Consider the following 23,675-nt stretch of genomic DNA (forward strand, 5'->3'; position numbering starts at 1 on the left):
TCTAGCCAGGACGACCGTCTTGGCGTGGCAGGCCAAACCAGCGCACATAGCGCAATGCCCAGCCGCAGGTTGCTGCAACCCAGAGGGCAATGGCGATCAGCAGCATGCTGTTGGGACTCCAAGGGAGTGCTGCCCATAGTCGGATGATGATGGCCAACTGCACCAGTACATAGAGCGCCCATGCGTAATTGTCGGCAACCAGGCTTCGACCACTGTGCCCCGCAGCCACACGGGTCGCCATCGCAAACAGGGTGGCCCCGAGGTATCCCATGGTCAGTGCGTGCAATGGCGCCAAGCCCAGCGGTGATGACTCGCCAGTCACTGCCATCCAGATGTGGTGCATGGCTTGGAGCGCGAGCCCGATACCGAGCCACAGAAACCCGCCATGCAGCATGGCGAGGAGGCGGATCTTGAGGCTTTGAACCAACCCCCAGCGTACGGCCAACCACAGGAAGATGCTTGCGGAGAAGGCTTCCAGCGCTGCCTGCAGAGTCCGCCACACCGCTGGTAGGGGCCAGAACCAAAGATCCAGCACCTGGCCCAGTGCCAGCCACCACAGGGCGCCGACCAGACACCATAGCAGCCATAGCGGCCGCCAGGCATCGAGTGCGGGCAATGCACTGGCGGTGAAGAACGGGATCATGCGATGTGAAACCGCCGCAAAGACTGTCGCAATGAAGCACCACAGGCCGATGTATATGCCACTGCGCAGCACGTTGTCATCGGCAAACGCTAGTCCAACCAGTGTCAATACCAGGCCAGCCAGGCCGCTCCAACTGGCGCAGAGGATCACGCTTGCATGGGTCTTGTCATCGGATCGGCCAGCCCGCCACAAGCGGCTGTAGCGCCAACATAGCGACGCCCACGCAAGGGTCAGTGCCAGCCCACCAAGCACCGAGAGCCAGCGTGCAGCATGAAAACCGAGCATGATGAGCAACACACCGCCAACGTATAACGAGACGGACGGTGCCAGTTGCGCGGCAGACACCTCCGCTGCCTGCAACCAGCGGGGGCCGGCGGTAAATAGGAAACCGACAATGAACAGTGGCATGAACCCCCAGGTCATCAGCAGCGCATGGGCCAAGGGCTCGGGCAATGTCAGGGGCGGCTGGCTGCCGGTGAACCGCATGCAGAGCACCAGAGCCCACCAGAGTCCGGAAAGACCCAGCACCAAGGCCGCAGCGCTGAACCCCAGACGATGGGGGGCCTCAAGGAATCGCTTCGGCGACCAGCGGGCGCGGTTAGCGGGGGTGGGGGCCACTGGTGCCGCTGCTGGCCGTTGCCAATGGGGGGGGCGCGGTTCATCGGAGGAAATCGGTTTGAGCGGCATGAATGAATGAAGCTAGGCCAGGGTGCCAATCCGGACAAGCTTAGGTGTTTTGCCGCTGGCGACATTTGATGAAAGGCAACAAATTCACAGATATCGGGTTTGCCCCAATGTCCCGGCTGGAACGTGCCAATTCGTGCCTTCCAAGGGTACACTGCCCCAATGGACGTATTTGTGCAAGGCATCGCTGCGTTAAGTGGTGTGCGTGATCGAGACGCACTGGATGCCGCCTTCGTTCGTCTGGTCCTTCAGACGACGCAGGACCAGGTCCAGGAGGTCAGCCTCCTGCGTATCGTTGGAGAGGGGGAGGATCGCCGATGCCTGGTGCGTGCCCACATGCGCTCGGGATCTGATGCGGTCGATTGTGACCCTATCTGGCAGGACTGGTCGCTGCTTCCGAAGTTGTCGACGAGGGCGCTGCATGCGCAGGTATTCGCCGGTCAGGGTGTTTGCGCGTATTCCGTTGAGGATCAGGCCCAGGTGTTTCTCGTGGTTGGGGAGCAGGGACCCTGGGGGTTGCTGGAGCTAAAGGCGCACGGTCCCCTGCCTCCGGAACTGGAAAGGCTGGTGGCCGCACTCATCGTGACCTACCAAAATGTGCTGGGCTTGCTGGACTATGGTGAGAAAGATGCGCTCACTGAGCTCCTGAATCGAAAGACCTTTGACGGCGCGTTCTTCAAGGCCACGGCTGACCAAGGGACGACTGACAGCAGTGACGCCGAGCGACGCAGTAGCGAGGGCGCAGGCGACTACTGGTTGGCAGTGCTGGATATCGACCATTTCAAGCGGGTCAACGATAGCTTTGGGCACCTGATTGGAGACGAGGTCCTGTTGCTGGTGGCCCGCATCATGCGCAACAGTTTCCGCTTTCATGACCAGTTGTATCGGTTTGGTGGCGAAGAGTTTGTCATCCTCATGCGCTGCCGCGAGCTCCAGGATGCTGCACATGCGTTGGAACGTCTGCGGCACAACGTCGAGCACTACGTGTTTCCACAGGTCGGTACCATTACCGTCAGTATCGGGTTTTCTGGCTTGCACCCGCACGACACACCTGGTGCGGCATTCGGGCGGGCAGACAAGGCGGTCTACCATGCCAAATCCCATGGCCGAAATCAGGTCGTCAATTATGAGGATCTGGTCCAATCCGGCGCGGTGCAGGAAAAGACCGACGACATGGATGTCGATCTCTTCTGACTGCAGGCATGATTGGCCTGTTGCCAATCGCTGCCCAGGTTACTTGGACTGATCAGGGCTGTTTCTTCGCTGGTTTCCCCAAGCGCTCGCGTGCCTGGCTGATATTGCTTTCCACCTGCTGAGCGTCTTCAGAGCCCGGCTCCAGTTCGGCCAGCAGTCGCTCCCACAGGGCGATGGCCTCGCGATAGTTTTCGCGTTGGTAAGCGGATACGCCCATCATCAACAAAGCCATGGGGTGTTTGGGGTCCAGCGCCAGAGCCTTGCGCAGCAACTCGGTGGGTTGTCCCTGCAGATTGCTCTCTCGGCTCAGTGCCAGCACATCGGCGTACTCCACCAGCAGGTCAGCATTGCCTTCGACGAAGCTGCCCGCCTTGGCGTAGGCCTGTACCGCTTCGTCCAGGCGGCCCAGCACCTTGTACGATCGGCCCAGCATGGCCCAGCCCTGCAGGTTGCCGGGGTTGGCACGTTGCTTCTCCGCCAGGTTGGCTACCATTTTCTCGATCTGGGCACGCCCCGCCACCTGTGCGGCTTGCGGGTCGACCGAAGCAGGGTGTCCGAGCCAGGCGTAACCAGCGGCGCCACCCAGCGGCAAGAGCAGTGCTACGACCCAAGCCGTGCGCTTGGAGGCCAAGCTGGGCGCCGCGGCCGGCGCGGCGGTATCTGCGGTGTCTTCCAGCAGGCGCAATTGCAGCTCGTTGCGTGCAGTCTCCAGTTCGGCGGCGTCGATGCGGCCTTCGGTAAAGTCACGTTCCAGCACTTCGAGCTGGTCGCGGTAGATCGAGGCATTGAGCTGCACGCTAGAAACCGCGGTACGTGGGGCGGTGCGCAACAGGGGGCGCAAGACCCAGGCGGTGACCAGCGCGGTAAGCAGCAGGGCCAGAAGGTAAAAAGTGGTCATGACGGGTCTTTGTTGTCGTTCAGCAGGGCTTGTGCGCGGGCCTGCTGCTCGGGAGTCAGGGGGGGGCTGACAATGACGTTGCGGCGGTGGTTGCGCACCATGCGCCACAGGCCCCATCCGGCCAGCAGCAGCAGGGTAGCAGGGCCGAACCACAGTGCCCAAGTCAACGGTTTGACGGGGGGGCGGTAGCGCACGAAGTCGCCATATCGGCTGACCATGAAATCCATGATCTCGGCGTCAGTGCGTCCATCCTTGATCAGGGTGCGAATTTCGCGGCGCAGGTCATTGGCCAGGTCGGCACGGGAGCCCGCCAGCGATTCGTTCTGGCACACCAGGCAGCGCAACTCTTCAGAAATGCCAATCAGGCGCTGCTCCACCACCGGGTCTTCGGCCAGGTCTATGGCCGTGTTGGCTTGCACAGCACCGCAGGCCAGCAGGGCGCCGATCAGCCATAGTCCAAGGCTGCGGATCATTTCTGCAACTCCAGGATCAGCGGAATGATCTTGTCACGCAGCGCATCGGGGGTCACGGGACCGATCTGCTTGTAGCGGATGATGCCTTGCTTGTCGATCAGGAAGGTTTCGGGCACACCGTACACGCCAAAGTCGATGCCCACGCGGCCGTCGAGGTCGCTGATGGACAGGTCGTACGGGTTGCCGTGGCGTGCAAGCCACTTGAGGCCCTCTTCCGGTTTGTCCTTGTAGTCCAGTCCGACCAATGCGACCGTCTTGGCCTTGGCGTACTCCATGAGGATGGGATGCTCTTCGCGGCATGCGACGCACCAGGACGCCCAGGTGTTGAGCAGCCAGACCTGACCCAGCATGGACTTCGAATCAAAAATCTTTTGGGGTTCATGCAGCTGCTTCAGGCTGAACACAGGTGCGGGCTTGTTGATCAGCGGCGAGGGCACTTCACGAGGGTCGCGCGTCAGTCCGATGGCCAGGAAGATGACCAGGACAATGAAGATTGCAAGGGGAATCAGTGTTTTCTTCATGGAGCGACCTCCTTCAAAGTGCGCGTGCCGCAAGCGATTTCTTGCGGCGGTAGCGCTTGTCGGCGGCGGCGAGCAGTCCTCCGAAGGCCATGAGCAAGCAACCACCCCAGATCCAAGTCACGTAGGGCTTGTGGTACACCCGCACAGCCCAGGCTTCATTGGGTGCTTGTTCCAGCTGCTCGCCCAGTGAGACGTAAACGTCGCGGGTCCAGCCAGTGTCAATGGCGGCCTCGGTCATGGGCATGCTCGATGATGCATAGGCGCGCTTCTCGGGGTGCAGCGTGCGCAGCAGACGGTCACCCTGCAGCAATTGCACTTCGCCCCGGTCCGCGACGTAATTCGGGCCCTGCTCCTTGCGAATACCGGTCAGCTTGAAGGTGTAGCCTCCCACTGCCACGGTGTCGCCCAGAGCCATGCGCACGTCGCGTTCGGTCTCATAACCTTTCACCATGGTGATGCCGATGGCGGTGACGGCAATGCCGATATGGGCGATGTGCATGCCCCAGAACGACCAAGGTGTCGAGCGCCATTGGGACGTGCTGCGGATCTGGCGTACCACATCCCAGAGTGACGACAGGATGATCCAGAACGCCAACGTGAGGCCCATTGCCACCAGCGCAGACCAATGGCCTGCCACCAGGGGCGCGATGCACCCCAGTACGACCGACAGCGCTGCGATGGGGCCCAGCTTGCGGGCAATGGCCTCCAGGCTGTCTCCCTTCCAGCGTGCATAGGTACCCACCACCATCAGCAGCATGACCGGCGCCATGAGCGGCACAATCACGGCATTGAAATAGGGGGGGCCGACCGACAGCTTGCCGAGATTCAGCGCATCGACGATCAGCGGGTACAGCGTGCCCAGCAGCACGGCAGCTGCGGCCGTGCCCAGCAGCAGGTTGTTCAGCAGCAGCAATGTTTCGCGCGACAGCGGCTGGAAGCTACCGACGGAGGCTACCTTGCTGGCACGTGCCGCAAACAGCGTGAGCGAGCTGCCGACCACGACGGCAAGGAACACCAGAATGAAGATGCCACGCTTGGGGTCCGATGCAAACGCGTGTACTGAAGTCAACACCCCGGAGCGGACCAGGAAGGTGCCGAGCAGGCTCAGCGAAAACGCGCTGATCGCCAGCACGATGGTCCAGTTCCGGAACAGGCCACGTTTCTCTGTGACTGCCAGCGAGTGGATCAGGGCGGTGCTGACCAGCCACGGAAGGAAGGATGCGTTTTCCACAGGGTCCCAAAACCACCAGCCACCCCAGCCCAGTTCGTAGTAGGCCCACCACGAGCCCAGCGCGATGCCCATGGTCAGGAAAATCCAGGCCACCGTTCCCCAGGGGCGCGACCAGCGCGCCCAAGCGGCGTCGAGCCGGCCATTGAGCAGCGCCGCAATGGAAAAAGCAAACGGGATGGCCATGCCCACGTAGCCCATGTACAGCAGCGGGGGGTGGAATACCAAACCCGGGTCCTGCAGCAGCGGATTCAGGTCGCGACCATCTGCAGGCACCTGGTCCAGCCGCACGAAGGGGCTGGAGGTGATCAGCATGAAGGCGAGGAATCCCACGGCGACAAGACCCAGCACGCCCAGAACGCGCGCCACCATTTCGTCGGGCAACTGGCGCGAAAACAACGACACAGCGAGCATCCAGCTCGTGAGCATGAGGTGCCACAGCAGCAGCGAGCCTTCATGCCCGCCCCAAACGCCCGCAATACGGTAGATGCCGGGCAACTGTGAGTTGGAATGCTGTGCTACATAGCTGACTGAAAAGTCGTTGAAGTAGAACGCGTAGGTCAGGCACGCAAATGCCACGACCGTGAGCGCCCAAAGCGCTTGGGCTGCCGGTCGGGCAAAAGCCATCCAGGCGTAGCGCCCGCTGGCGGGTCCCCAAATACCCAGCAGGCCGAGCGGGGCAGCGACGAAAACAGAAAGGATGAGGGCGTAGTGCCCGAGTTCAGGAATCATGGTGGTCCTCGCGCGGCGCCGGGGCGCCGCGGGTCGTCATTTCAGCGATTTGGCGGCCTTCTGGGCCTGGTCTACGGCATGCTGGGCTTCCGGTGGCATGTAGTTCTCATCGTGTTTGGCCAACACCTCGGTGGCGGTAAACACCTTGTCCTCACCGATTTTTCCCTGTGCCACCACGCCTTTGCCTTCGCGGAACAGGTCGGGCAGGATGCCGGTGTAGCGCACTTCCATTTCCTTGGCCGTGTCGGTCACGACAAAGCGAACCGTCAGGTTGTCGCGCACCACCGAACCCTCTTTCACCATGCCTCCAATACGGAACGTGCGTCCTTGCGGAGCTTCCCCATTGGAAACCTGGGTGGGTGTATAGAAGAAGACCAGATTGCTCTCGAAGGCATTGAGCACAAAGTAGGCTGCCAAGCTGAGGGCAGCCAAACCACCGGCAATGATGGCGGCGCGTTTGTGGCGGGGTTTCATGGCGTGTTGTCCTCGTGTTCCAGTTCCATGGCTAGGCTTTTGATCACACTCTTGCGATGGGCGCGTGCCTGGAGAACTTCCATGGCGACCACGGCGGCGGTGGCGCCAAAACTGCCCCACACGTACAGGGCGTATCCGCCCATGTGCAGGAATTCCTGAATGCTATTCCACTGCATGTTTTACCCATTCGGCGTGACGTTCACGCTCCAAAATGATGCTGCGCACGCGGTACAAGGCGATGGCGATGGTGTACATCCAGCACGCCACCACCATGATCAGCATGCCCCACAACATGGTGGTTGCCATGCTGGGCGCGCGCGTCATGGAGACTGAAGCACCTTGGTGCAAGGTATTCCACCAGGTGACGGAAAAATAGATGATCGGCACGTTGATCACGCCGACCAGGGCCAGCACGGCACCAGCCTTGTCGGCTCGGCGCGGGTCATCGATGCTGGCCTGCAGGGCCAGAAAACCCAGGTAGAGGAACAGCAGAATCAATTCCGAGGTCAGGCGCGCGTCCCAGACCCACCATGCACCCCACATCGGCTTGCCCCACAAGGCGCCAGTCAGCAGGGAGAGGAATGCAAACAGGGCCCCGGTCGGGGCCAGGGCTGCCGTCATCATGCCCGACAGGCGGGTGTTGAACGCCAGGCCGATCGCTGACCAGAAAGCCATGACCACGTAGATGAACATGGACATTTGTGAGGCCGGTACATGGACAAAAATGATGCGGTACCCCTCTCCTTGCTGCGCATCGGTGGGGGCAACGAACAGGCCGATCCATAAACCGATGGCCGTCAGCACGGTTGCCAGGATGGCGAACCATGGCCACATCCGACCAGCGAGGACGTAAAAGGGCTGCGGTGAGGCGTATTTGAACCAGTGGATATCGCGGAGGTTCATTCAAGCGAGATTTTCAGAGCGGCCGCAGTGGCCAGGGGCGAGAAAAAACCGGCCAGCACCAGGAGGGCCGCCAGCAGCGAATAATGGGCGTTGACACTGCCGGACGATTGCGCGCCTACGGCGCCAGCGCCAAAAATCAACACCGGAATGTACAGCGGCAGGATCAGCAAGGACAGCAAAACCCCCGAGCCGCGCACGCCCAATGTCAGTGCGGCCCCAATGCTGCCGATGAGGCTCAGCGTGGGCGTTCCCAGCAGCAGCGTCAGCACCAAGGTGCCCAGGCTGGCAGTATCCATGCCGAACTGTAGGCCCAGCACCGGAGCCACCAGCACCAGCGGCAGTCCCGACATCAGGAAATGGGACAGCGCCTTGGCTGCGGCCAGCAAGGCCAGCGGGGTGGGGGACAGCATCAGTTGCTCCAGCGAACCATCCAGGTAATCGGTGGCAAACATGCGGGGCAAGGACAGCATGGTTGCCAACAGCGCGCTGACCCACACTACGCCCGGTGCCATCTGTAGCAACAGGTTGGATTCCGGCCCCACGCCCAAGGGAAACAGGCTGGCGACGACCACGAAAAACACGATGGGCGTGAGAACCTCGCCCTTCTGGCGCACGGCCAGGGACAGTTCTCGGCGCAAGACGGCGCCCAGGACACCCAGTATGGACAAGCGGACGCCCATGGTGCTCACGCCCCCAACTCCAGCAGCAGCGGCGGGTGGCCTGGTATGGCGACCTGCTGGTGGCTGGTGATGACTGCTGTTCCGCCACCGTCGAGATGGTTGGCGATCATGTCTGCCAGCAAACCGATGCCCGCATCGTCCATGGCCACATAGGGTTCGTCCAGAATCCAAAGCCGTCCGGGGCTGAGGGTCAGGCGCGCGAGGGCGACCCGACGACGCTGTCCCTGCGAAAGGTGGCGGGCAATCTGCTGTTCGCGACCACGCAATCCGAACCGTGCCAATACGGCGCGGCAAGCCTCCTGCTCCAGCGCCACCCCATGAAGGGCACAACCGAAGCGCAGGTTCTCGGCCACGGTCATGGCGTCTTGCAATGCATTCAGGTGCCCCAGAAAGCGAATGTCTCGGCGGTAGGTTTCGGGTAGGCCGCGAATGGACGCTCCATGCCACGCGATGTCACCCTGGTCCAGACTGGATAGTCCGCACACCATGCGCAGCAGGCTGGTCTTGCCCACGCCGTTGGGCCCCTTGACGTAGAGCCAACGGCCCGCAGGAACCTCGCAGTCGATGTCGCGGAACAGCCGTCTGCCACCCTTGCTGCAACCGAGCTTGCTGAATCGAAGGGTCATGGAGGGGTGGGGCAGGCAGAAACGAACGAAGCCACCATTCTAAAGGGGGGATGCATCTGGAAACTTGATGCAAGTCATGTCCTGGGGCTGTCGGGTGCTCTGCTGCCAAAGCGTGATTCAGTTAACCTAGGTTAAGGACGTGACCCCTTGCGACACCGAAGAATCCTAGGGCCCGGAGTGATGACGTTCACAACCTCGCCGGGCGTGGCGTTGATCGACGTCTGAATGGTTGTGAGGTACTACGGAGTAATACAAATGAATGTTCCACGTCTTTCCAGCGTAGCCGCTGCCGTGCTGCTGACCGGCCTTGCTGCCTCGGCATTCGCACAAAATGCGGCCCCCACGTTGTCGGCTTCGGAAAAGGAAGCGGCCAAGAAGATCTACTTTGAGCGCTGCGCCGGCTGCCACGGCGTGCTGCGCAAAGGTGCTACCGGCAAGAACCTGGAACCCCATTGGGCCAAGGTCGACAAGGATGGCAAGAAGACTGAAGGTGGTACCTTGGCCCTGGGTCAGTCCCGTCTGGAAAAGATCATTGGCTACGGCACCGACGGTGGCATGGTGAACTTCGACGACATCCTGACCAAGGATGAGATCTCGCTGATGGCCAAGTACATCCAGAACACCCCCGACGTGCCGCCGGAGTACAGCCTCAAGGACACCTTGGACTCCTGGAAGGTCATCGTGCCGGTGGACAAGCGTCCTACCAAGCAGATGAACAACTTCAACCTGAAGAACATGTTCTCGGTCACCCTGCGTGACACCGGTGAAGTGGCGCTGATCGATGGCGACACCAAGGAAATCCGCTCCATCGTGAAGACCGGCTACGCCGTGCACATCTCCCGTCTGTCCAAGTCGGGCCGCTACGTGTACGTGATTGGCCGCGATGGTCGCCTGAGCCTGATCGACCTGTGGATGGAACGTCCCTCGGTGGTGGCTGAAGTCAAGATTGGCTTCGATGCCCGCTCGGTCGACACCTCCAAGTTCGCCGGTTACGACGACAAGTACGCGATTGCCGGTTCCTACTGGCCGCCCCAATACGTCATCATGGACGGTGACACCCTCAAGCCCCGCAAGGTGGTCAGCACCCGCGGCATGACCGTGGACGGTGAATACCATCCCGAGCCGCGTGTGGCGTCCATCGTGTCGTCCGAGATCAAGCCGGAATGGGTGGTCAACATCAAGGAGACCGGGCAGATCCTGCTGGTGGACTACTCCGACATCGAGAACCTGAAGACCACGACCATTGGTTCCGCCAAGTTCCTGCATGACGGTGGCTTTGACGCCTCCAAGCGCTACTTCCTGGTGGCTGCCAATGCATCCAACAAGATCGCTGCGGTGGACCTGAAGACCGGCAAACTGGCGGCCCTGGTCGATGTGGCCAAGATCCCCCATCCGGGTCGCGGCGCCAACTTCGTGCACCCCAAGTACGGTCCTGTCTGGGCCACCGGTCACCTGGGCGCCGACGTGGTGACCTTGATCTCGACACCTTCCGACGATCCGAAGTACGCACAGTACAAGCAGTACAACTGGAAAGTGGTTCAGGAAATGAAACACGTGCCGGGTAACCTGTTCGTGAAGACCCATCCGGTGTCCAAGCATTTCTGGGCCGACTCGCCCCAGAACTCCGACAAGGATCTCGCCGAATCCGTGGCGGTGTGGGACATGGCCGACCTGTCCAAGCCCAAGGCCATCCTGAACGTGGCCAAGGATTCCGGTCTGCCCGCCACCAAGGCCACCAAGCGTGCGGTGCATCCCGAGTACTCGGCTGACGGCAAGGAAGTGTGGATTTCCCTGTGGGGTGGCAAGACCGACCAGTCGGCCATCGTGGTGTACGACGATGCGACTCTGAAGGTCAAGAAAGTGATCACCGATCCCAAGATGATCACCCCGACCGGCAAGTTCAATGTGTACAACACACAGCACGACATCTATTGATCAAAACTTGATCTGATGCAAGGAGAAGGGGGCTTATGCCCCCTTACTATTTGTGGCCATAGGGTTTCATTGTTGAGAACTGGAGAGTTGGAAATGGCTTCAAAAATTGCAGGGTGGTGGGCAGTGCTGCGCAAGCCCAGCGCAAAGTATTCGCTGCTGGCCTTGCTGTCGATAGGGTTCGTTTCGGGCATCCTGTTCTGGGGTGGATTCAACACCGGCATGGAAGCGACCAACACGCTGGAGTTCTGTGTTTCGTGCCACGAGATGCGCGACAACGTGTACCAGGAATACAAGAAGACCATCCACTACAGCAACCGTACCGGGGTGCGCGCCGTGTGTTCGGACTGCCACGTGCCCAAGGACTGGACCCACAAGATGATCCGCAAGATCCAGGCCAGCGGCGAGGTCTGGGGCAAGATTGTCGGCAGCATCGACACCAAGGAAAAGTTCGAAGCCAACCGCCTGCGTCTGGCAGAGCACGAATGGGCCCGCATGAAGTCGGTCGACTCGCGTGAGTGCCGCAACTGTCACAGCTTTGATGGCATGGATGTCGAAAAGCAAAAGACCCGTGCTGCCAAGATGCACAAGATCGCGCAGGATGAAAAGCAGACCTGCATCGATTGCCACAAGGGTATTGCGCACAACAAGCCCAAAGGCATGAAGGAAGAGTCAGAAGACGATTTATGAGTGGGTGCGCGTCAGCAGACACACCTGTTAGCAAACGAAGAAAGGACCTTGTGAAATGAAAAAAACTGCACTTTCCATGGTGACGCTTGGGCTCCTGATGGGCGCTGCCGCTGGCTCGGCTTGGGCGGCTCCCGACTGGAGCAAGGCTCCCAAACGCGACATCACGGTGTTTCATCCCGGCACCGCAGCGATGGAGTGGGTGGGCAAGAAGTCTGACCACAGCGGTACCGCTGGCCTCAAGAAGGGCGAAACCTGTGTCGGGTGCCATGAGGAAAAAGGTGGCCTGAACTTCAACTTCAAGCGTCTGGCAGACAAGGAATTGGAGCCCGCAGGTGCGCCCAAGACCATGAACTACCCGGTGACGGTGCAGGCAGCCTATGACGCCAGCAACCTCTACATTCGCCTGACCTTCAAGGCCCCCACCGGCGGCGCCAACAAGGGAGACAAGGTCAATGAAGTCAAGGCCACCATGCTGTTCCCCGACGACAAGGTGCCCTTGGCTTCGCAGGTCGGTTGCTGGGCCAGCTGTCACAACGACGCCCGCACCATGCCGGGTGCCGACGACAAGAAGACCAAGTACACCAAGGAAGGTTCCTACCAGCTGATGCAATGGGCCAGTGGCAAGGGTGCCAAGGTGGCCGACGGCACCGTGACCACCGAACGCAAGATGGACGGTGGTAGCCTGGGAGCCAAGGCAGAAGGTGCGAAGTCCGGTGAGACCTACACCGTGACCTTCACCCGCAAGAACCCAGGCGAAGGCAAGGTCGTTCCGTTTGGCGTCGCTATCCACGCCGACAACGCCTCCGGCCGCTTCCACCACGTGTCGCTCGGTTACACCATCGGCATTGGCGCGGACGGCGACGTGAAGGCGGCCAAGTAAGCGACGCTCAACGGGAGCGGGGACAGCGCACGATGCCTCCATCGAAGCGCCGTCTGCCCCCCGGTGTCCTGCGGCCCCTGCTCATGCAGGCGGCCGCTTTCTTTTGTGCTGCTGTGGTGGCGTGCCCGCCCAGTGCATGTGCCGCTGAGCAGGGCGCGTTCAGTGCGACGGCCCAGTCGCGTGGTGAGTTCCCGGCCGTCACGGTGCTCGCCACAGTCACGCCTGCGGAGCTGGTGTTTCAGGATGGCGGTGGACGCGAATTGCGGCGCCAAATCATCAGGGACCGTACCGGTCGCTTGAGTTCTGCAGCGTGTGCAATCCTGGTCGCTCCCGCGCGCAACAGTTTCCTGGTCTTGTTTGCCGACATGCCCGAACTCTGGGAGGTCAGCTACAACCCCAGTGCACCGGAAATCGGGCTGGGAATGGTGCACGACTTCCAGTACCGCGAAGGCCAGTTCGCTCCTGGTTACCTGCATCCCCTGCGAACCAGTCTGCCGTCGACCGTGGTACGTGCGGCCTTGGGACAGGACGGCCATTCGGTGGTGCTGGAGCTGCGCGCCGAACACGGGCAACACCCCCCTCCGACACTGGTGCATCTGGATGTCCGCAAACCTATTCAGGAGTCTCCCGCGACTAACTCGCCGTGGGTCGAGTGCAGGCGTCAGTAGCTATGAAATAGGTAGCGCGCTACGCAATGAATATGCGGGCTAAGCCGAATTTCTATCGATCAGTTGACTTAGTGCGAGCCGTAGCGCGCCAGGCGCGGAATGTCCAGAATGCGCACGTTGCGCTTGTCGATTTCGATCAGGCCTTCGGCTTCCAGTTCGTGGAGCACGCGAGAGAAATACTCGGGGGTCAGCGATAGGCGCGACGCAAGCGTTGCCTTGCTGACTGGCAGGGCGACGGTGAACACACCCTTGGTGTTCTCCATGTCCTCCGGGATGTCGCGCAGCAGGAAGCCAATCAGGCGCTGCATGCCGCTGTGCAGCGAGTAGCCTTCGACATCGGTGACGAGACCGTGCAGGCGGCGCGCCATGCCGGCCAGTAGCCGTGTGCAAAAGCGGGGGTCTCGTTCAATTTCCTGCATCACGGCCTGCCGGCTGACGCGAATCAGCAGCGAGTCCGCCAAGGCCTGGGCGCTGACGATGAAGGGGCGCTCCAGGAACATGAGGGCCTCGCCGAAGCTGTTGCCCGGACCAATGAGTTCGATCACCTTTTCCTGCCCAGCGGGCGACGTGATGAAAAGCTTCACCTGACCGGTCACCACCATGTAGAAGGCGTCGCAGATCTCTCCCTGGCGAAACACCAGATCGCCTTTGGTCAAACGCTTCTGTACGCAGCCCATGGCCAGACGCTGGCGCTCGGTTGCATCGAGGTCGCTGAACAGTGGCAGTACCGACAGGTACCGGGGCATGTCGAAATGGGGGGTGTCAGCCTTGTTGTGCATGCGGTGGGCAGGTTCAGGGTGCTGCAGTGGAAAGATTGTACGGTGCGGCGTCATTCGCCATCGGCTAATGTGCCAGCGTGGCCCATGCCTGGGTCAGGCGCGTGACCAGATCGGCGGGTCGATGCACCAGAGCGTAGCCCTGGCGCCCGAACAGGTAGGGCAGGTAATCGTGACCGGATTCATCGATGGTGACGCAGAACGGGGTCAGGCCCATGCCATGGGCTTCATGGATCGCCTGCCGGGTGTCTTCGATGCCGTGGCGGCCTTCGTAGTGGTCCAGGTCGTTGGGCTTGCCATCGGTTAGCAGCATGAGCAGCTTGCGCCGTTCCGGGCGCTCCTGCAGTTCACGCGTGGCGAATCGGATCGCGGCCCCCATGCGGGTGTAATAGCCGGGCTTGATGGCACCGACCCGATTGCGCGCCTGGGCGTTCCAGGCGTCATCAAAGCGCTTGAGGTGGTTCAGCCGGACATGGTGGCGGCGTACCGAGCTGAAGCCCCACATGGCAAAGGCGTCACCGGTTGCCTGCAGACCCTCGCCAAACACGAACAGGGCGTCGCGGATCACGTCGATGACGCGTTGGTCATTGGCGGCATAGGCATCGGTCGATAGCGACAGGTCCGCCAGCAGCAGCGTGGCCAGGCTGCGCTCGCTGCGGGCCTGGCGCGTGTAGACCGCAGGCGTGTCGGTGCGCGGTCCACGGTGGGCGACTTCGTCGGTGGCGTAACGAACCCAGGCATCGAGGTCGATGGCGTCGCCGCTCTCCTGGCCGTGCAGCGGGCGTGGAACATCGCGCAGCACTTCCAGGCGCCGTCGCAACTGCCGTGACGTGTTCCGCAGGGCGGGGTTGGGTGTGAACGCGACTGCGGTGTCGTTGGTGACGGTCTGCGCCGCACAGTAGTCGGGCAGCAGTTTGCCGAGCCTGTAATCCCATTCGGGTAGCCGCAGTCCCGGCCCCAGAGGTCGATCGTCCACGCTGGCGCTGGGCAGGTCGAGGTCGAATTTGACGCGAGCGGCCAGCGTGGCACCGTCCGGTGCCACCGCCAAGGTGTCCATGTCGTTGGCGGCAGTGAGTGCATTGCCGTCCTCGTCGTCATCGGTGGCGCGGTTGACCTTGATGAGCTCGCTCCAGGTCATCAGGGACTCGGCGCGGAACGGCAGCACGAAGGGGTTGGAGCGGTCGTCCTCCTTCACCTGCCGGGTACGGCGACGCTTGCCGTCTTCCACCTGGTTCTGACGTTCGCTGGAATCTGCTTCGTTGGCAGCGGGGGAAGCATGCAATGGCTGTGTGGCACGGGCACTGACCCAGATCCATACCGGTGCCACCGCTGCGGGGTCGACGTCTTCGTCCACATCTTGACCTTGCAGTGCTGCCTGTACCCGCGTTTCCGCATGTTGCTGAGCACCATACAGCCTACCGGGATGGCCGCGCAGCGCCATCTGGGCCTGGCACAAGCGCTGGTAGCGCGGCGAGAAACCGGGAAACAGAGCCAGGGCTGTACGGGTGGCCTCCACATTGTCATGCAGCCAATGTCCGCTGGGCACGAAGCAGGCGGCGTGCAGCGACAGCCACAGGTACAGGTCGTGGTTGAGCTCACGCTGCGCAAATACGGCCAGGGTGGCTGGCAGGGCCAGCACATCGGGCTCCAACTGGGCCGTGTCGGCGCGCCTGCCACTGCCTGCAATGCGCTGCAGCATATTGCGGTAGCCGCCGCGGACTTGTTCTGTTGCAGCTGCCATGCGCAGGGCATGTGAACCACCGGCAGCTCGAAACAGAATGCCGATGGACTTCTGTACCTCTTCCAGTCGAACCTCCGCTTCGGGATGGCGGTGGTTGGCCAGACGGGTAATGGCGTTGTGCCACCAGCGACCGAAGATTTCTTCCATCAGTGCTGCTCCCCGGCGTCATGCCGGCGCTGGTGCAGGGTCTCGCGCAGGGCATCGAGCCCCACTTTCCATTCGAGGGTGCGGGTGCGACCCTGGGTAGACTGCGATTGGTCGCAGGCGCTGATGCACTGACCGCACTGCACGCAGGAGAACATCATGCGCTTGATGTTGCGCGGGTTCAGGCGCATCGGGCAGGCGCTGTCACAGGCCGAGCCACGCGGCAGGTCGCATTGCTTGCATTCACGGGCCCGGTCGCGCGAGAACGCGACCACCATGGCGCGCGGATTGGCCATCCAGGCCACGCTTTGGAAGTAACCCACGGCGCAGCCGAACCGACAGAAAAGGTGCCGTGCCAGCGTGAATTCCAGTGTGAAGATGGTCGTTGCGGCGACCAGAAAGCGGGTCTGGTTGGCGGTCAGGGAGCCGTCGACCAGGTTGCCCCACACCTCTGCCGGCGGCAACAGGTAGGTCAGCAAGGTGATGGCCCATGCAAAGCCCATCAGCACGCACGCCAGGGCAAACACCGGCCAGTAGTGCGAGCTGGACTGTACGCCAGCGCGCGCGGTCGGGCTGCTGTCCCACAGGCTGAACTTGCCGCTGGCCTTGTGCATCAGGCGGTTGAGGCTTTCCACCACCGAAAAGTGCGGGCACAGCCAGCCGCAATACAGGCGCCCCCATCGGTAGGCGATGGTCAAAAAGGTGCCGATCAGCAGCACCACGGGAACAATGGCGCGCAGCGTGATGGCCAGACTCACCTCGGCCCCGGTCATGCGGCCCGCCATGAATTCATCGATGCCCAGGCTCCAGCGCATGCCCAGGAACCAGAGCTGGGTTTCGTTGAGGTCAAAGCGCAGCAGATTCAGTGCCGGGGCCAGCAGGAACAGCAGGAAGAAGCCGGTCTGTGTGCAGCGGCGCCAGAACTGCAGCGTCGCGCCGTCAGCCGCTGCCGAGGACTGCGAGCTGGCCAAGGCGATTGGCTTGGCCAGTGCCATGTGTTCAGGGCGCATCGCCCACCAGGGCGCGTACCACTTCGGCCAGGGCCATGGCCGTGGGGGCGTCGTCGGTCAGTGCGTCGATGATGGCGGCGCGGCAGGCGCCAGCCAGCGGAACCCCGGATGCGACCAGGCGGCCCGCCGACACCAGCAAGCGCGTGCTGACCGTTTCCTCCAGGTCGTACTCGGTGAGCTTGCGCAAGGCCTGGGCCAGCTGTACCAGCTGCTGTGCATGGGCGGCACTGACACCGGTCTCGCGTTGCACGATGCCGGTTTCCACTTCAGGCTGCGGGTAGCCCATGCTCAGCGCGACAAAGCGCTGGCGGGTGCTGGGCTTGAGGCCCTTGAGCAGGTTCTGGTAACCGGGGTTGTAGGAAATGACCAGCATGAATTCTGCTGGGGCCACGAGCTCTTCACCGGTGCGCTCTATCGGTAGAACGCGCCGGTCATCAGCCAATGGATGGAGAACGACGGTGGTGTCCTTGCGGGCTTCCACCACCTCGTCCAGATAACAGATGGCGCCGCTGCGCACGGCGCGGGCCAGGGGACCGTCCGACCAGACAGTGCTGCCATCGCCGATCAGGAAGCGCCCGACCAGGTCGGAGGCGCTCAGATCGTCATGGCAGGACACCGTGATCAGTGGACGCCCCAGGCGCGCGGCCATGTGCTCGACAAACCGCGTTTTGCCGCAACCTGTCGGGCCCTTGATGAGCAGAGGCAGCTGCTGCTTCCAGGCATGTTCGAACAGCATGCACTCGTCGCCTTGCGGCGCGTAGAAGGGAACAGCGGGCTCGGTCATGGGGCTCTTTCGGGTTGCGGTACGGGTTGGTCGATGGCGTGGGTGCGTATCAGGCGGCCTGTTCGTCGGCACCGGGGCCGGCGAAGAAGCTCCACAGGTGGGCCACCAAGCCAGCCAGGAAGCCAACACCACCACCCAGACGGATCCAGTAGAAGAAGTTCAGCTGGTCCTGGGTGGCCATGAAGGACATGGCGTTTTCGGTCGGGATGCGTTGCAGCCAGACCTGCAGGATGCCGGCGCCGGTCAGGGCCAGCACCATCACGCCCATGGACAGGGTCATGAGCCAGAAGCCCCACATCTCGATGTTCTGGGCACGGCGGTTGTTGGCCTCACGGCCACGCAGCATGGGCATGGCATAACTGATCAGGGCCAGCACCACCATCACGTAGGCACCATAGAAGGCCAGGTGACCGTGGGCGGCGGTGACTTGCGTACCGTGGGTGTAGTAGTTCACAGCGCTCAGGGTGTGGATGAAGCCCCACAGACCGGCACCGAGGAAGCCCATGACGGAGCAGCCCACGGCCCACAGCATGGCGGCCTGGTTGGGGTGTTCACGGCGGCGACGCTGCACCATGTTGAAGGCAAACATGGTCATGGCGAAGAAGGGGATGGGTTCCATGGCGGAGAAGATCGAGCCGATCCACTTCCAGTACTCGGGGGTTCCGATGAAGTAGAAATGGTGGCCGGTACCCAGGATGCCGGTAACCAGCGCCAGGGCGATGATCACGTACAACCACTTGTCGATCACTTCACGGTCCACACCGGTGGTCTTGACCAGCACGAAGGCCAGCAGCGAGCCCAGGATCAGTTCCCAGGTACCTTCCACCCACAGGTGCACCACGAACCACCAGTACATCTTGTCGCGCACCAGGTTGGAGGGGTTGACGAAGCTGAACAGGAACATCACGGCCAAGCCCCACAGGCCCAGCAGCAGCACCAGGGCGATGCTGGTCTTGCGGCCCTTGAGCACGGTCATGGTGATGTTGAACAGGAAGGCCAGGGCCACCACCACGATACCCACTTTGGTGGGCAGGGGTTGCTCCAGGAATTCGCGTCCCATGGTCATCAGCAGGTCGTTGCCGGTCAGCTCAGCGAGCTTGGCGTAGGGCACGGTCAGGTAGCCCACGATGGTCAGCGCGCCGGCCACCAGGAAGATCCAGAACAGGGCCAGGGCCAGCTTGGGGCTGTACAGCTCGGTTTCCGCTTCTTCGGGAATCAGGTAGTAGGCTGCGCCCATGAAGCCGAACAGCAGCCACACGATCAGCAGGTTGGTGTGGACCATGCGGGCCTGGTTGAAGTACACGAAGGGGGTGCCGAAGTCACCGATGATGTACTGCAGACCGAGCGTCAGGCCAAAGACGATCTGGCCGGTAAACAGCGCCAGTGCGGCTATGAAGTAGTACTTCGCCACCGACTGGGATTGGTATTTGAGGGTTAGTGCTTGCATTTTGCGTTTCCTTCTCGTTCAGGTTGCCTCAACGATCAGCCTTCGATGTTCGGTGGCCACTTTTCAGTGTTGATGTTGCCGGTCCATTTCAGGAATTCGACCAGGTCATTGAGCTGCTCTTCCGTGAGGTTGAACTGCGGCATCTGGCGACGGCCCGGGGTGCCCGAGGGTTGCGAGGCCATCCAGGCCTTGATGAAGTCCGGGCCACGGCGCTTGTACACATTGCCCAGCTCGGGGGCAAAGTAGGCGCCTTCGCCCAGCAGGGTGTGGCAGCCGATGCAGTTGCGCGTTTCCCAGATGTGCTTGCCGCGTACCACGGCCGGTGTGATTTCCTGCGCGTTGGAACGCTGGGGAATCTTCTTCTCGGTATCAAAAATCAGACCCGCAAACACCAATATGAAGAAAACGGTTCCTCCATAAAACATATTGCGGGCCATTTGCTTAGTGAATCCGCTGCTTTTGACCTGATTCATGTGTTGAACTCCTAAAAAATGGGCCTCGCAAGGGTAGGGTTTAGGTGCGCGGGAGTCCTTAATACGGGTCAAGAATGGGAAGAGCTGGAAGAAAACAAGCCGCCGGTGCGAGGGCACGGGCGGCTTGTGGGCAGGGGTTCGGCGGGCGATGGCCTAGCGCAAGACCGCCCTTTTCTGAACGAAGTCGGCAATCGCTTCGACCTGGTCGAGCGCAATCTGGGTCAGCGCATCGCCGCCAGGTACCGGCGCATCACAGGCAAAGCCGATGATTCCCGGCCACACGGGATGCAAGGGTGCGCGTCCTTCGCTGGCACGCCAGATCTCCAGCTTGGGAAATTCCCCGCCCTTGAACCCTTCGACCAGCACCAGATCGCAGTTCTGGATGCGGTCGATCAAATAGTCAAGGTCGGGCTCTTCGGCGCCGCGCAATTCGTGCATCAGCGCCCAGCGCTCCAGGCCCAGCAGCAGCACTTCCTGGCAGCCGGCTTCACGCAGGCGGTAGGAATCCTTGCCAGGGCGGTCGATCTCGATCGCCTTGTGGCTGTGCTTGATGAGCGACACCACCAAGCCCCGTGCCGTGAGCACGGGGATCAGTTTCTCCAGCAGGGTGGTCTTGCCCATGCCGGACGAGCCGGCAATGCCAAAAACACGCACGGGGTGGGATCAGATGCGCTCGAAGATGGCGGCAATACCCTGGCCGCCGCCGATGCACATGGTCACCAGCGCGTAGCGCCCCTGGATGCGCTGCAGCTCGTGCAGGGCTTTCACGGTGATGACTGCGCCGGTGGCACCGATGGGGTGACCGAGCGAAATGCCGGAGCCGTTGGGGTTGACCTTGGCCGGATCCAGGCCCAGGTCCTTGGTCACGGCGCAGGCTTGGGCGGCGAAGGCTTCATTGGCTTCGATCACGTCCAGGTCGTTCACGGTCAGGCCAGCCTTCTTCAGGGCCAGCTGGGTCGCGGGCACAGGGCCGATACCCATGTACTTGGGGTCCACACCGGCGTGGGCGTAGGCCACCAGACGGGCCAGGGGCTTCAAGCCACGGGCTTCGGCGGTCTTGGCTTCCATCATCACCACGGCAGCAGCAGCGTCGTTGATGCCGGAGGCGTTACCGGCCGTCACGGTACCGTTTTCCTTGATGAACACGGGCTTGAGCTTGGCCATGTCCTCCAGGGTGGCGTTGGCACGGAAGTGTTCGTCGGTGGTGTAGGCCACGTCGCCCTTCTTGCTCTTGAGCATCACGGGCACGATCTGGTCCTTGAAGTAGCCCGCTTCCGTGGCGCGCTGGGCGCGGTTCTGGCTCTCCACGGCCAGCTTGTCCTGCTCTTCGCGGCTGATGCCCCACTTGGCGGCAATGTTCTCGGCTGTCACACCCATGTGGATGGTGTGGAAGGGGTCGTGCAGCGCGCCGATCATCATGTCCACCATCTTGGTGTCACCCATGCGGGCACCCCAGCGCATGTTCAGGGACGCGAAGGGGGCGCGGCTCATGTTCTCGGCACCACCGCCGATGGCCACATCGGCGTCACCCAGCAGGATGCTCTGGCTGGCCGAGATGATGGCCTGCAGGCCCGAGCCACACAGGCGGTTCACGTTGAAGGCGGGCGTGCCCTCGGCGCAGCCACCGTTGATGGCGGCCACGCGGCTCAGGTACATGTCCTTGGGCTCGGTGTTCACCACATGGCCGAACACCACGTGGCCTACGTCCTTGCCTTCGGTGTTGGCGCGTGCCAGCGATTCCTTGACGACGATGGTACCCAGTTCGGTGGGGGGGGTGTCCTTGAGGCTTCCGCCAAAGGTACCAATGGCAGTGCGCACGGCGCTGACGACAACGACTTCACGGGACATGATTAACTCCTGTTGTTCCAAATAGGGCGGGAAAGGGCGAAACGTCAATTTTGCATGAACTCATCACGCAGGCGATGCGTAGTGTTGCGTACCTGTTGGACACTTGACGTGCGGCCATCGGGCATCTGCAAAGGCACCAACTGTCCGGAAAACCGCTCCATTACCGGTTTGCGCAGGAACGGCCTGCCGCTGACAATGCGGCATGGCCGCACCCATGCTCCCGACCCTTCTGCGCAGCGTTGCACCCTGGCTGCTGGTGGCCCTGTGCACGCTTGCCGGGGCTCAGTCGGCGCCCACCCCCAAGAAGACCCCGTCGGCGCTGCCCAACCGCATGCTGACCGTGGAGCTGCGCGTTGGCACCGAGTCCACCGAAAGCTCCACCAGCCAGCAATGGGGAACCAGGGCAGTGGCCGATGAAGAGTGGCAGAAGCTCAGCGTGGCCAATGGCGAGAAAGCCCGCTTCGAATTTGCACAGGCCCAGGCCTGGGCTTGGACCCACACCGCCGTGCGCGGCAACGGCCCGGGCAGTGTCGATGGTGTGGGCCAGTCCCTGCAGTGGACACAGGATCTGCGCACCATGGAGTGCGAAGTGCGCTGGCCCGGCGGCAACAAGCCGGCGCGCGTGGACGTGGCGCTGCAGGTGGCCGAGAGCGGCAGGGGCCTGGTCGACGGCGTTCTGCCCCAGCCGCGTTCCAGCAAGGTGCAGACGGTCGTCCTGGCCCCCCTGGGTCAATGGGTCACCCTGGCCCGTTCCGGACCACGGCCGGCCATGCAGGCCGACGGTGCCTACAGCAGCCGCAGTGCCGAGGTGGCGGAAGTCCGCCTGCTGCAAATACGGGTGCTGGTGCCTGACTGAACCCCTGGGCACGGAGGCGGGTTCAGTGGCCCTCGCGTTGCTGCGATGCCAGCAGCGTCAATGTGGTGCTGGATTCCGACAGGCGCGCTGCCAGAATGCGCGCGATATTGCGGTAGATGTGGTGGGCAGCCTCGCTGTTGGCATCGATGGCCTGCTGCTCCAGCTGCAAGGCCACCGTTTCCTTGATGGCGGTCACCGATGCACTGCGGTTTTCATGCCGCACCAGTGCCATCTCGCCCACGCACTCGCCGGGCCCCAGCCGCGCCAGTTGCACGCGCTGGCCTGCATGCAACCGCGTTACCGATACCTCGCCTGCCAGCAGCACAAAGAAGTCCTGCCCCGCCTGGCCTTGCTCGAACAGGTTGTCCCAGGGGGCCAGGTGCACGCGGCGGGCACTGGCCAGCAGTTCTTCGAGCACCGGACGGGGCATGCCGGCAAACACGGGCACCTTTGCCGCAATCTTGTCCAGCAATGGGGCTTCCAGCCGGACCGGCGCCAGGCTGGGGTGGGTTGTGGCGGGCGCGTGCACCGGTGCGGGGGTTTCGCCACTGTCCGGGGGAATGATGCGGATGCCCATGGCGGTCAGTGGTTTCAGTGGTCGCGGATGTCGGCCACGGGTTCGTTGCCGAAGTCCTTGCGCTCCAGGTAAGCCAGCACCCGCTGGGCGGCCTGGGTCGGGCTGCTGAGCTGGCCGTTGGCGTGCAGGTGGGCAAAACTGGCCTGGTCGGGAAAGCCTGCAGGGTCGGTACTGCGCAACTGCACCTGCATGTCGGTGTCGATGACACCCGGTGCCAGTGAACACACACGGGCCGGATTGGCGCTGTGGGCCTGGTCCAGCGCCAGACAGCGGGTGAAATGGTCCATCCCGGCCTTGGCGGCGCAGTAGGCAGCCTGCGAAGCCATGGCCCGGCGCCCCAGCCCCGAGGAAATGTTCAGTACGCGGCGTGTTGCGTGCCAGTTCGCGGTGGCCGCCAGAAAGGCACTGGTCAGCACCATGGGCGCTTCCAGACCGACGCGCAAGGCCTGGGCGGTGTCGCTGGCGCGGGCGCGCTCCAGCGGCACCAGGGGCGGGATCACGCCGGCGTTGTTGATCAGTGTGGCGCTGGAGAAGCCGCTGCCGTCCTGCCAATCGAGCCAGGCCTGCAGCGCCGCAGCGACGGCCTCCGGCTGGGCCAGATCGTGTTTCCACTGGATGAGCTCGGTGCCATGGGCCTTGGCCAGCATGTCGAGTTCGGGCGAAGTCTGGCGCGATATGCACAGCAGGGTGCCGCCACGCACCAGCAGTTCGCGGGCCATGGCCAATCCCATGCCGCGCGAGGCACCGGTGAGGATCGTGAGTGGTTTTGGGGTATTCATCGTTGCTATGGAAA

General features: G+C 62.4%; 26 protein-coding genes. 6 read left to right on the top strand and 20 right to left on the bottom strand.

What is annotated here, in order from left to right:
* Nucleotide 1: 1 nt before the first annotated feature.
* The gene (locus tag RQP54_RS13490; protein WP_315678899.1) at nt 2–1,261 is read right to left on the bottom strand and encodes an NnrS family protein; all 1,260 of its coding nucleotides are present in this window, start codon (nt 1,259–1,261) and stop codon (nt 2–4) included.
* A 228-nt stretch (nt 1,262–1,489) separates the two neighbouring features.
* Here RQP54_RS13490 and RQP54_RS13495 point away from each other — a divergent pair, with 228 nt between their 5' ends.
* Nucleotides 1,490–2,521, top strand: a complete 1,032-nt coding sequence (locus RQP54_RS13495; protein ID WP_315678900.1) for a GGDEF domain-containing protein — start codon at nt 1,490–1,492, stop codon at nt 2,519–2,521.
* A 52-nt stretch (nt 2,522–2,573) separates the two neighbouring features.
* On the opposite strand, the gene ccmI is transcribed toward RQP54_RS13495, so the two are convergent.
* The 9 genes from ccmI to ccmA are packed head-to-tail and all read right to left on the bottom strand — an operon-like array spanning nt 2,574 to nt 9,056.
* The gene (gene ccmI, locus RQP54_RS13500) at nt 2,574–3,419 is read right to left on the bottom strand and encodes a c-type cytochrome biogenesis protein CcmI (RefSeq protein ID WP_315678901.1); all 846 of its coding nucleotides are present in this window, start codon (nt 3,417–3,419) and stop codon (nt 2,574–2,576) included.
* Nucleotides 3,416–3,892: a cytochrome c-type biogenesis protein gene (locus RQP54_RS13505; protein ID WP_315678902.1), complete on the bottom strand. Its 477-nt coding sequence runs from the start codon at nt 3,890–3,892 to the stop codon at nt 3,416–3,418. Before RQP54_RS13505 ends, ccmI begins: the two co-directional genes overlap by 4 nt.
* The gene (locus tag RQP54_RS13510) at nt 3,889–4,413 is read right to left on the bottom strand and encodes a DsbE family thiol:disulfide interchange protein (RefSeq protein ID WP_315678903.1); all 525 of its coding nucleotides are present in this window, start codon (nt 4,411–4,413) and stop codon (nt 3,889–3,891) included. The genes RQP54_RS13505 and RQP54_RS13510 overlap by 4 nt, the downstream gene beginning before the upstream one ends.
* A gap of 13 nt (nt 4,414–4,426) precedes the next feature.
* Nucleotides 4,427–6,373: a heme lyase CcmF/NrfE family subunit gene (locus RQP54_RS13515; RefSeq protein ID WP_315678904.1), complete on the bottom strand. Its 1,947-nt coding sequence runs from the start codon at nt 6,371–6,373 to the stop codon at nt 4,427–4,429.
* Between the two features lie 36 nt (nt 6,374–6,409).
* On the bottom strand, nt 6,410–6,847 hold the full coding sequence (ccmE, locus tag RQP54_RS13520) for a cytochrome c maturation protein CcmE (protein ID WP_315678905.1): 438 nt from the start codon (nt 6,845–6,847) through the stop codon (nt 6,410–6,412).
* Entirely contained in the window at nt 6,844–7,023 is a 180-nt protein-coding gene (ccmD, locus tag RQP54_RS13525; RefSeq protein ID WP_315678906.1) for a heme exporter protein CcmD, read from the bottom strand. Before ccmD ends, ccmE begins: the two co-directional genes overlap by 4 nt.
* Nucleotides 7,010–7,750 (bottom strand): heme ABC transporter permease CcmC, encoded by a 741-nt coding sequence (gene ccmC / locus RQP54_RS13530; protein WP_315678907.1) that lies wholly within the window; start codon nt 7,748–7,750, stop codon nt 7,010–7,012. Before ccmC ends, ccmD begins: the two co-directional genes overlap by 14 nt.
* A complete protein-coding gene (gene ccmB / locus RQP54_RS13535) occupies nt 7,747–8,430 on the bottom strand; it encodes a heme exporter protein CcmB (RefSeq protein WP_315679340.1) in 684 nt (227 codons plus the stop codon). The genes ccmC and ccmB overlap by 4 nt, the downstream gene beginning before the upstream one ends.
* 5 nt (nt 8,431–8,435) lie before the next feature.
* Complete coding sequence (gene ccmA, locus RQP54_RS13540) at nt 8,436–9,056, bottom strand: cytochrome c biogenesis heme-transporting ATPase CcmA (RefSeq protein WP_315678908.1); 621 nt, start codon at nt 9,054–9,056, stop codon at nt 8,436–8,438.
* Nucleotides 9,057–9,311: 255 nt separating this feature from the next.
* On the opposite strand from ccmA, the gene RQP54_RS13545 reads away from it, so the two are divergent.
* The 4 genes from RQP54_RS13545 to RQP54_RS13560 all read left to right on the top strand — a co-directional run bounded on the left by RQP54_RS13545 (nt 9,312) and on the right by RQP54_RS13560 (nt 13,226).
* Complete coding sequence (locus RQP54_RS13545; protein ID WP_315678909.1) at nt 9,312–10,991, top strand: cytochrome D1 domain-containing protein; 1,680 nt, start codon at nt 9,312–9,314, stop codon at nt 10,989–10,991.
* A gap of 93 nt (nt 10,992–11,084) precedes the next feature.
* The gene (locus tag RQP54_RS13550; protein WP_315678910.1) at nt 11,085–11,678 is read left to right on the top strand and encodes a NapC/NirT family cytochrome c; all 594 of its coding nucleotides are present in this window, start codon (nt 11,085–11,087) and stop codon (nt 11,676–11,678) included.
* Nucleotides 11,679–11,733: 55 nt separating this feature from the next.
* The gene (locus tag RQP54_RS13555; RefSeq protein ID WP_315678911.1) at nt 11,734–12,558 is read left to right on the top strand and encodes an ethylbenzene dehydrogenase-related protein; all 825 of its coding nucleotides are present in this window, start codon (nt 11,734–11,736) and stop codon (nt 12,556–12,558) included.
* Nucleotides 12,559–12,590: 32 nt separating this feature from the next.
* On the top strand, nt 12,591–13,226 hold the full coding sequence (locus tag RQP54_RS13560) for a hypothetical protein (protein ID WP_315678912.1): 636 nt from the start codon (nt 12,591–12,593) through the stop codon (nt 13,224–13,226).
* A gap of 68 nt (nt 13,227–13,294) precedes the next feature.
* Here RQP54_RS13560 and RQP54_RS13565 read toward each other — a convergent pair whose 3' ends face one another.
* The 8 genes from RQP54_RS13565 to bktB form a co-directional block, all read right to left on the bottom strand.
* Entirely contained in the window at nt 13,295–14,005 is a 711-nt protein-coding gene (locus RQP54_RS13565) for a Crp/Fnr family transcriptional regulator (RefSeq protein ID WP_315678913.1), read from the bottom strand.
* 64 nt (nt 14,006–14,069) lie between these two features.
* Nucleotides 14,070–15,890 (bottom strand): nitric oxide reductase activation protein NorD, encoded by a 1,821-nt coding sequence (locus tag RQP54_RS13570; RefSeq protein ID WP_315678914.1) that lies wholly within the window; start codon nt 15,888–15,890, stop codon nt 14,070–14,072.
* Nucleotides 15,890–16,897: a 4Fe-4S binding protein gene (locus tag RQP54_RS13575; protein WP_315678915.1), complete on the bottom strand. Its 1,008-nt coding sequence runs from the start codon at nt 16,895–16,897 to the stop codon at nt 15,890–15,892. The genes RQP54_RS13570 and RQP54_RS13575 overlap by 1 nt, the downstream gene beginning before the upstream one ends.
* Nucleotides 16,887–17,681 (bottom strand): CbbQ/NirQ/NorQ/GpvN family protein, encoded by a 795-nt coding sequence (locus tag RQP54_RS13580; protein ID WP_315678916.1) that lies wholly within the window; start codon nt 17,679–17,681, stop codon nt 16,887–16,889. The genes RQP54_RS13575 and RQP54_RS13580 overlap by 11 nt, the downstream gene beginning before the upstream one ends.
* A gap of 49 nt (nt 17,682–17,730) precedes the next feature.
* Nucleotides 17,731–19,128 carry a cbb3-type cytochrome c oxidase subunit I gene (locus RQP54_RS13585; protein WP_315678917.1) on the bottom strand — a complete coding sequence of 466 codons (1,398 nt, stop codon included), beginning with the start codon at nt 19,126–19,128 and terminating at the stop codon, nt 17,731–17,733.
* 35 nt (nt 19,129–19,163) lie between these two features.
* The gene (locus RQP54_RS13590) at nt 19,164–19,601 is read right to left on the bottom strand and encodes a cytochrome c (protein ID WP_315678918.1); all 438 of its coding nucleotides are present in this window, start codon (nt 19,599–19,601) and stop codon (nt 19,164–19,166) included.
* Nucleotides 19,602–19,754: 153 nt separating this feature from the next.
* On the bottom strand, nt 19,755–20,255 hold the full coding sequence (mobB, locus tag RQP54_RS13595; RefSeq protein ID WP_315678919.1) for a molybdopterin-guanine dinucleotide biosynthesis protein B: 501 nt from the start codon (nt 20,253–20,255) through the stop codon (nt 19,755–19,757).
* 9 nt (nt 20,256–20,264) lie between these two features.
* Nucleotides 20,265–21,449 carry a beta-ketothiolase BktB gene (gene bktB / locus RQP54_RS13600; protein WP_315678920.1) on the bottom strand — a complete coding sequence of 395 codons (1,185 nt, stop codon included), beginning with the start codon at nt 21,447–21,449 and terminating at the stop codon, nt 20,265–20,267.
* A gap of 202 nt (nt 21,450–21,651) precedes the next feature.
* Here bktB and RQP54_RS13605 point away from each other — a divergent pair, with 202 nt between their 5' ends.
* Nucleotides 21,652–22,305 (top strand): hypothetical protein, encoded by a 654-nt coding sequence (locus RQP54_RS13605; protein ID WP_315678921.1) that lies wholly within the window; start codon nt 21,652–21,654, stop codon nt 22,303–22,305.
* A 22-nt stretch (nt 22,306–22,327) separates the two neighbouring features.
* On the opposite strand, the gene RQP54_RS13610 is transcribed toward RQP54_RS13605, so the two are convergent.
* Together RQP54_RS13610 and RQP54_RS13615 are read right to left on the bottom strand one after the other, a co-directional pair.
* Nucleotides 22,328–22,882 (bottom strand): cyclic nucleotide-binding domain-containing protein, encoded by a 555-nt coding sequence (locus tag RQP54_RS13610; protein ID WP_315678922.1) that lies wholly within the window; start codon nt 22,880–22,882, stop codon nt 22,328–22,330.
* 14 nt (nt 22,883–22,896) lie between these two features.
* Nucleotides 22,897–23,661 (bottom strand): SDR family NAD(P)-dependent oxidoreductase, encoded by a 765-nt coding sequence (locus RQP54_RS13615; protein ID WP_315678923.1) that lies wholly within the window; start codon nt 23,659–23,661, stop codon nt 22,897–22,899.
* Nucleotides 23,662–23,675: the final 14 nt, after the last annotated feature.

The organism is Curvibacter sp. APW13 (genome assembly GCF_032337135.1).
Taxonomy (GTDB): Bacteria; Pseudomonadota; Gammaproteobacteria; order Burkholderiales; family Burkholderiaceae_C; genus Allorhodoferax.

What these genes read in the sequence shown, in the direction of transcription:
- RQP54_RS13495 (WP_315678900.1), top strand. Translation starts at nt 1,490, where the DNA reads ATGGACGTATTTGTGCAAGGCATCGCTGCGTTAAGTGGTGTGCGTGAT.
- ccmI (WP_315678901.1), bottom strand. Translation starts at nt 3,419, where the DNA reads ATGACCACTTTTTACCTTCTGGCCCTGCTGCTTACCGCGCTGGTCACC.
- RQP54_RS13505 (WP_315678902.1), bottom strand. Translation starts at nt 3,892, where the DNA reads ATGATCCGCAGCCTTGGACTATGGCTGATCGGCGCCCTGCTGGCCTGC.
- RQP54_RS13510 (WP_315678903.1), bottom strand. Translation starts at nt 4,413, where the DNA reads ATGAAGAAAACACTGATTCCCCTTGCAATCTTCATTGTCCTGGTCATC.
- RQP54_RS13515 (WP_315678904.1), bottom strand. Translation starts at nt 6,373, where the DNA reads ATGATTCCTGAACTCGGGCACTACGCCCTCATCCTTTCTGTTTTCGTC.
- ccmE (WP_315678905.1), bottom strand. Translation starts at nt 6,847, where the DNA reads ATGAAACCCCGCCACAAACGCGCCGCCATCATTGCCGGTGGTTTGGCT.
- ccmD (WP_315678906.1), bottom strand. Translation starts at nt 7,023, where the DNA reads ATGCAGTGGAATAGCATTCAGGAATTCCTGCACATGGGCGGATACGCC.
- ccmC (WP_315678907.1), bottom strand. Translation starts at nt 7,750, where the DNA reads ATGAACCTCCGCGATATCCACTGGTTCAAATACGCCTCACCGCAGCCC.
- ccmB (WP_315679340.1), bottom strand. Translation starts at nt 8,430, where the DNA reads ATGGGCGTCCGCTTGTCCATACTGGGTGTCCTGGGCGCCGTCTTGCGC.
- ccmA (WP_315678908.1), bottom strand. Translation starts at nt 9,056, where the DNA reads ATGACCCTTCGATTCAGCAAGCTCGGTTGCAGCAAGGGTGGCAGACGG.
- RQP54_RS13545 (WP_315678909.1), top strand. Translation starts at nt 9,312, where the DNA reads ATGAATGTTCCACGTCTTTCCAGCGTAGCCGCTGCCGTGCTGCTGACC.
- RQP54_RS13550 (WP_315678910.1), top strand. Translation starts at nt 11,085, where the DNA reads ATGGCTTCAAAAATTGCAGGGTGGTGGGCAGTGCTGCGCAAGCCCAGC.
- RQP54_RS13555 (WP_315678911.1), top strand. Translation starts at nt 11,734, where the DNA reads ATGAAAAAAACTGCACTTTCCATGGTGACGCTTGGGCTCCTGATGGGC.
- RQP54_RS13560 (WP_315678912.1), top strand. Translation starts at nt 12,591, where the DNA reads ATGCCTCCATCGAAGCGCCGTCTGCCCCCCGGTGTCCTGCGGCCCCTG.
- RQP54_RS13565 (WP_315678913.1), bottom strand. Translation starts at nt 14,005, where the DNA reads ATGCACAACAAGGCTGACACCCCCCATTTCGACATGCCCCGGTACCTG.
- RQP54_RS13570 (WP_315678914.1), bottom strand. Translation starts at nt 15,890, where the DNA reads ATGGAAGAAATCTTCGGTCGCTGGTGGCACAACGCCATTACCCGTCTG.
- RQP54_RS13575 (WP_315678915.1), bottom strand. Translation starts at nt 16,897, where the DNA reads ATGCGCCCTGAACACATGGCACTGGCCAAGCCAATCGCCTTGGCCAGC.
- RQP54_RS13580 (WP_315678916.1), bottom strand. Translation starts at nt 17,681, where the DNA reads ATGACCGAGCCCGCTGTTCCCTTCTACGCGCCGCAAGGCGACGAGTGC.
- RQP54_RS13585 (WP_315678917.1), bottom strand. Translation starts at nt 19,128, where the DNA reads ATGCAAGCACTAACCCTCAAATACCAATCCCAGTCGGTGGCGAAGTAC.
- RQP54_RS13590 (WP_315678918.1), bottom strand. Translation starts at nt 19,601, where the DNA reads ATGAATCAGGTCAAAAGCAGCGGATTCACTAAGCAAATGGCCCGCAAT.
- bktB (WP_315678920.1), bottom strand. Translation starts at nt 21,449, where the DNA reads ATGTCCCGTGAAGTCGTTGTCGTCAGCGCCGTGCGCACTGCCATTGGT.
- RQP54_RS13605 (WP_315678921.1), top strand. Translation starts at nt 21,652, where the DNA reads ATGGCCGCACCCATGCTCCCGACCCTTCTGCGCAGCGTTGCACCCTGG.
- RQP54_RS13610 (WP_315678922.1), bottom strand. Translation starts at nt 22,882, where the DNA reads ATGGGCATCCGCATCATTCCCCCGGACAGTGGCGAAACCCCCGCACCG.
- RQP54_RS13615 (WP_315678923.1), bottom strand. Translation starts at nt 23,661, where the DNA reads ATGAATACCCCAAAACCACTCACGATCCTCACCGGTGCCTCGCGCGGC.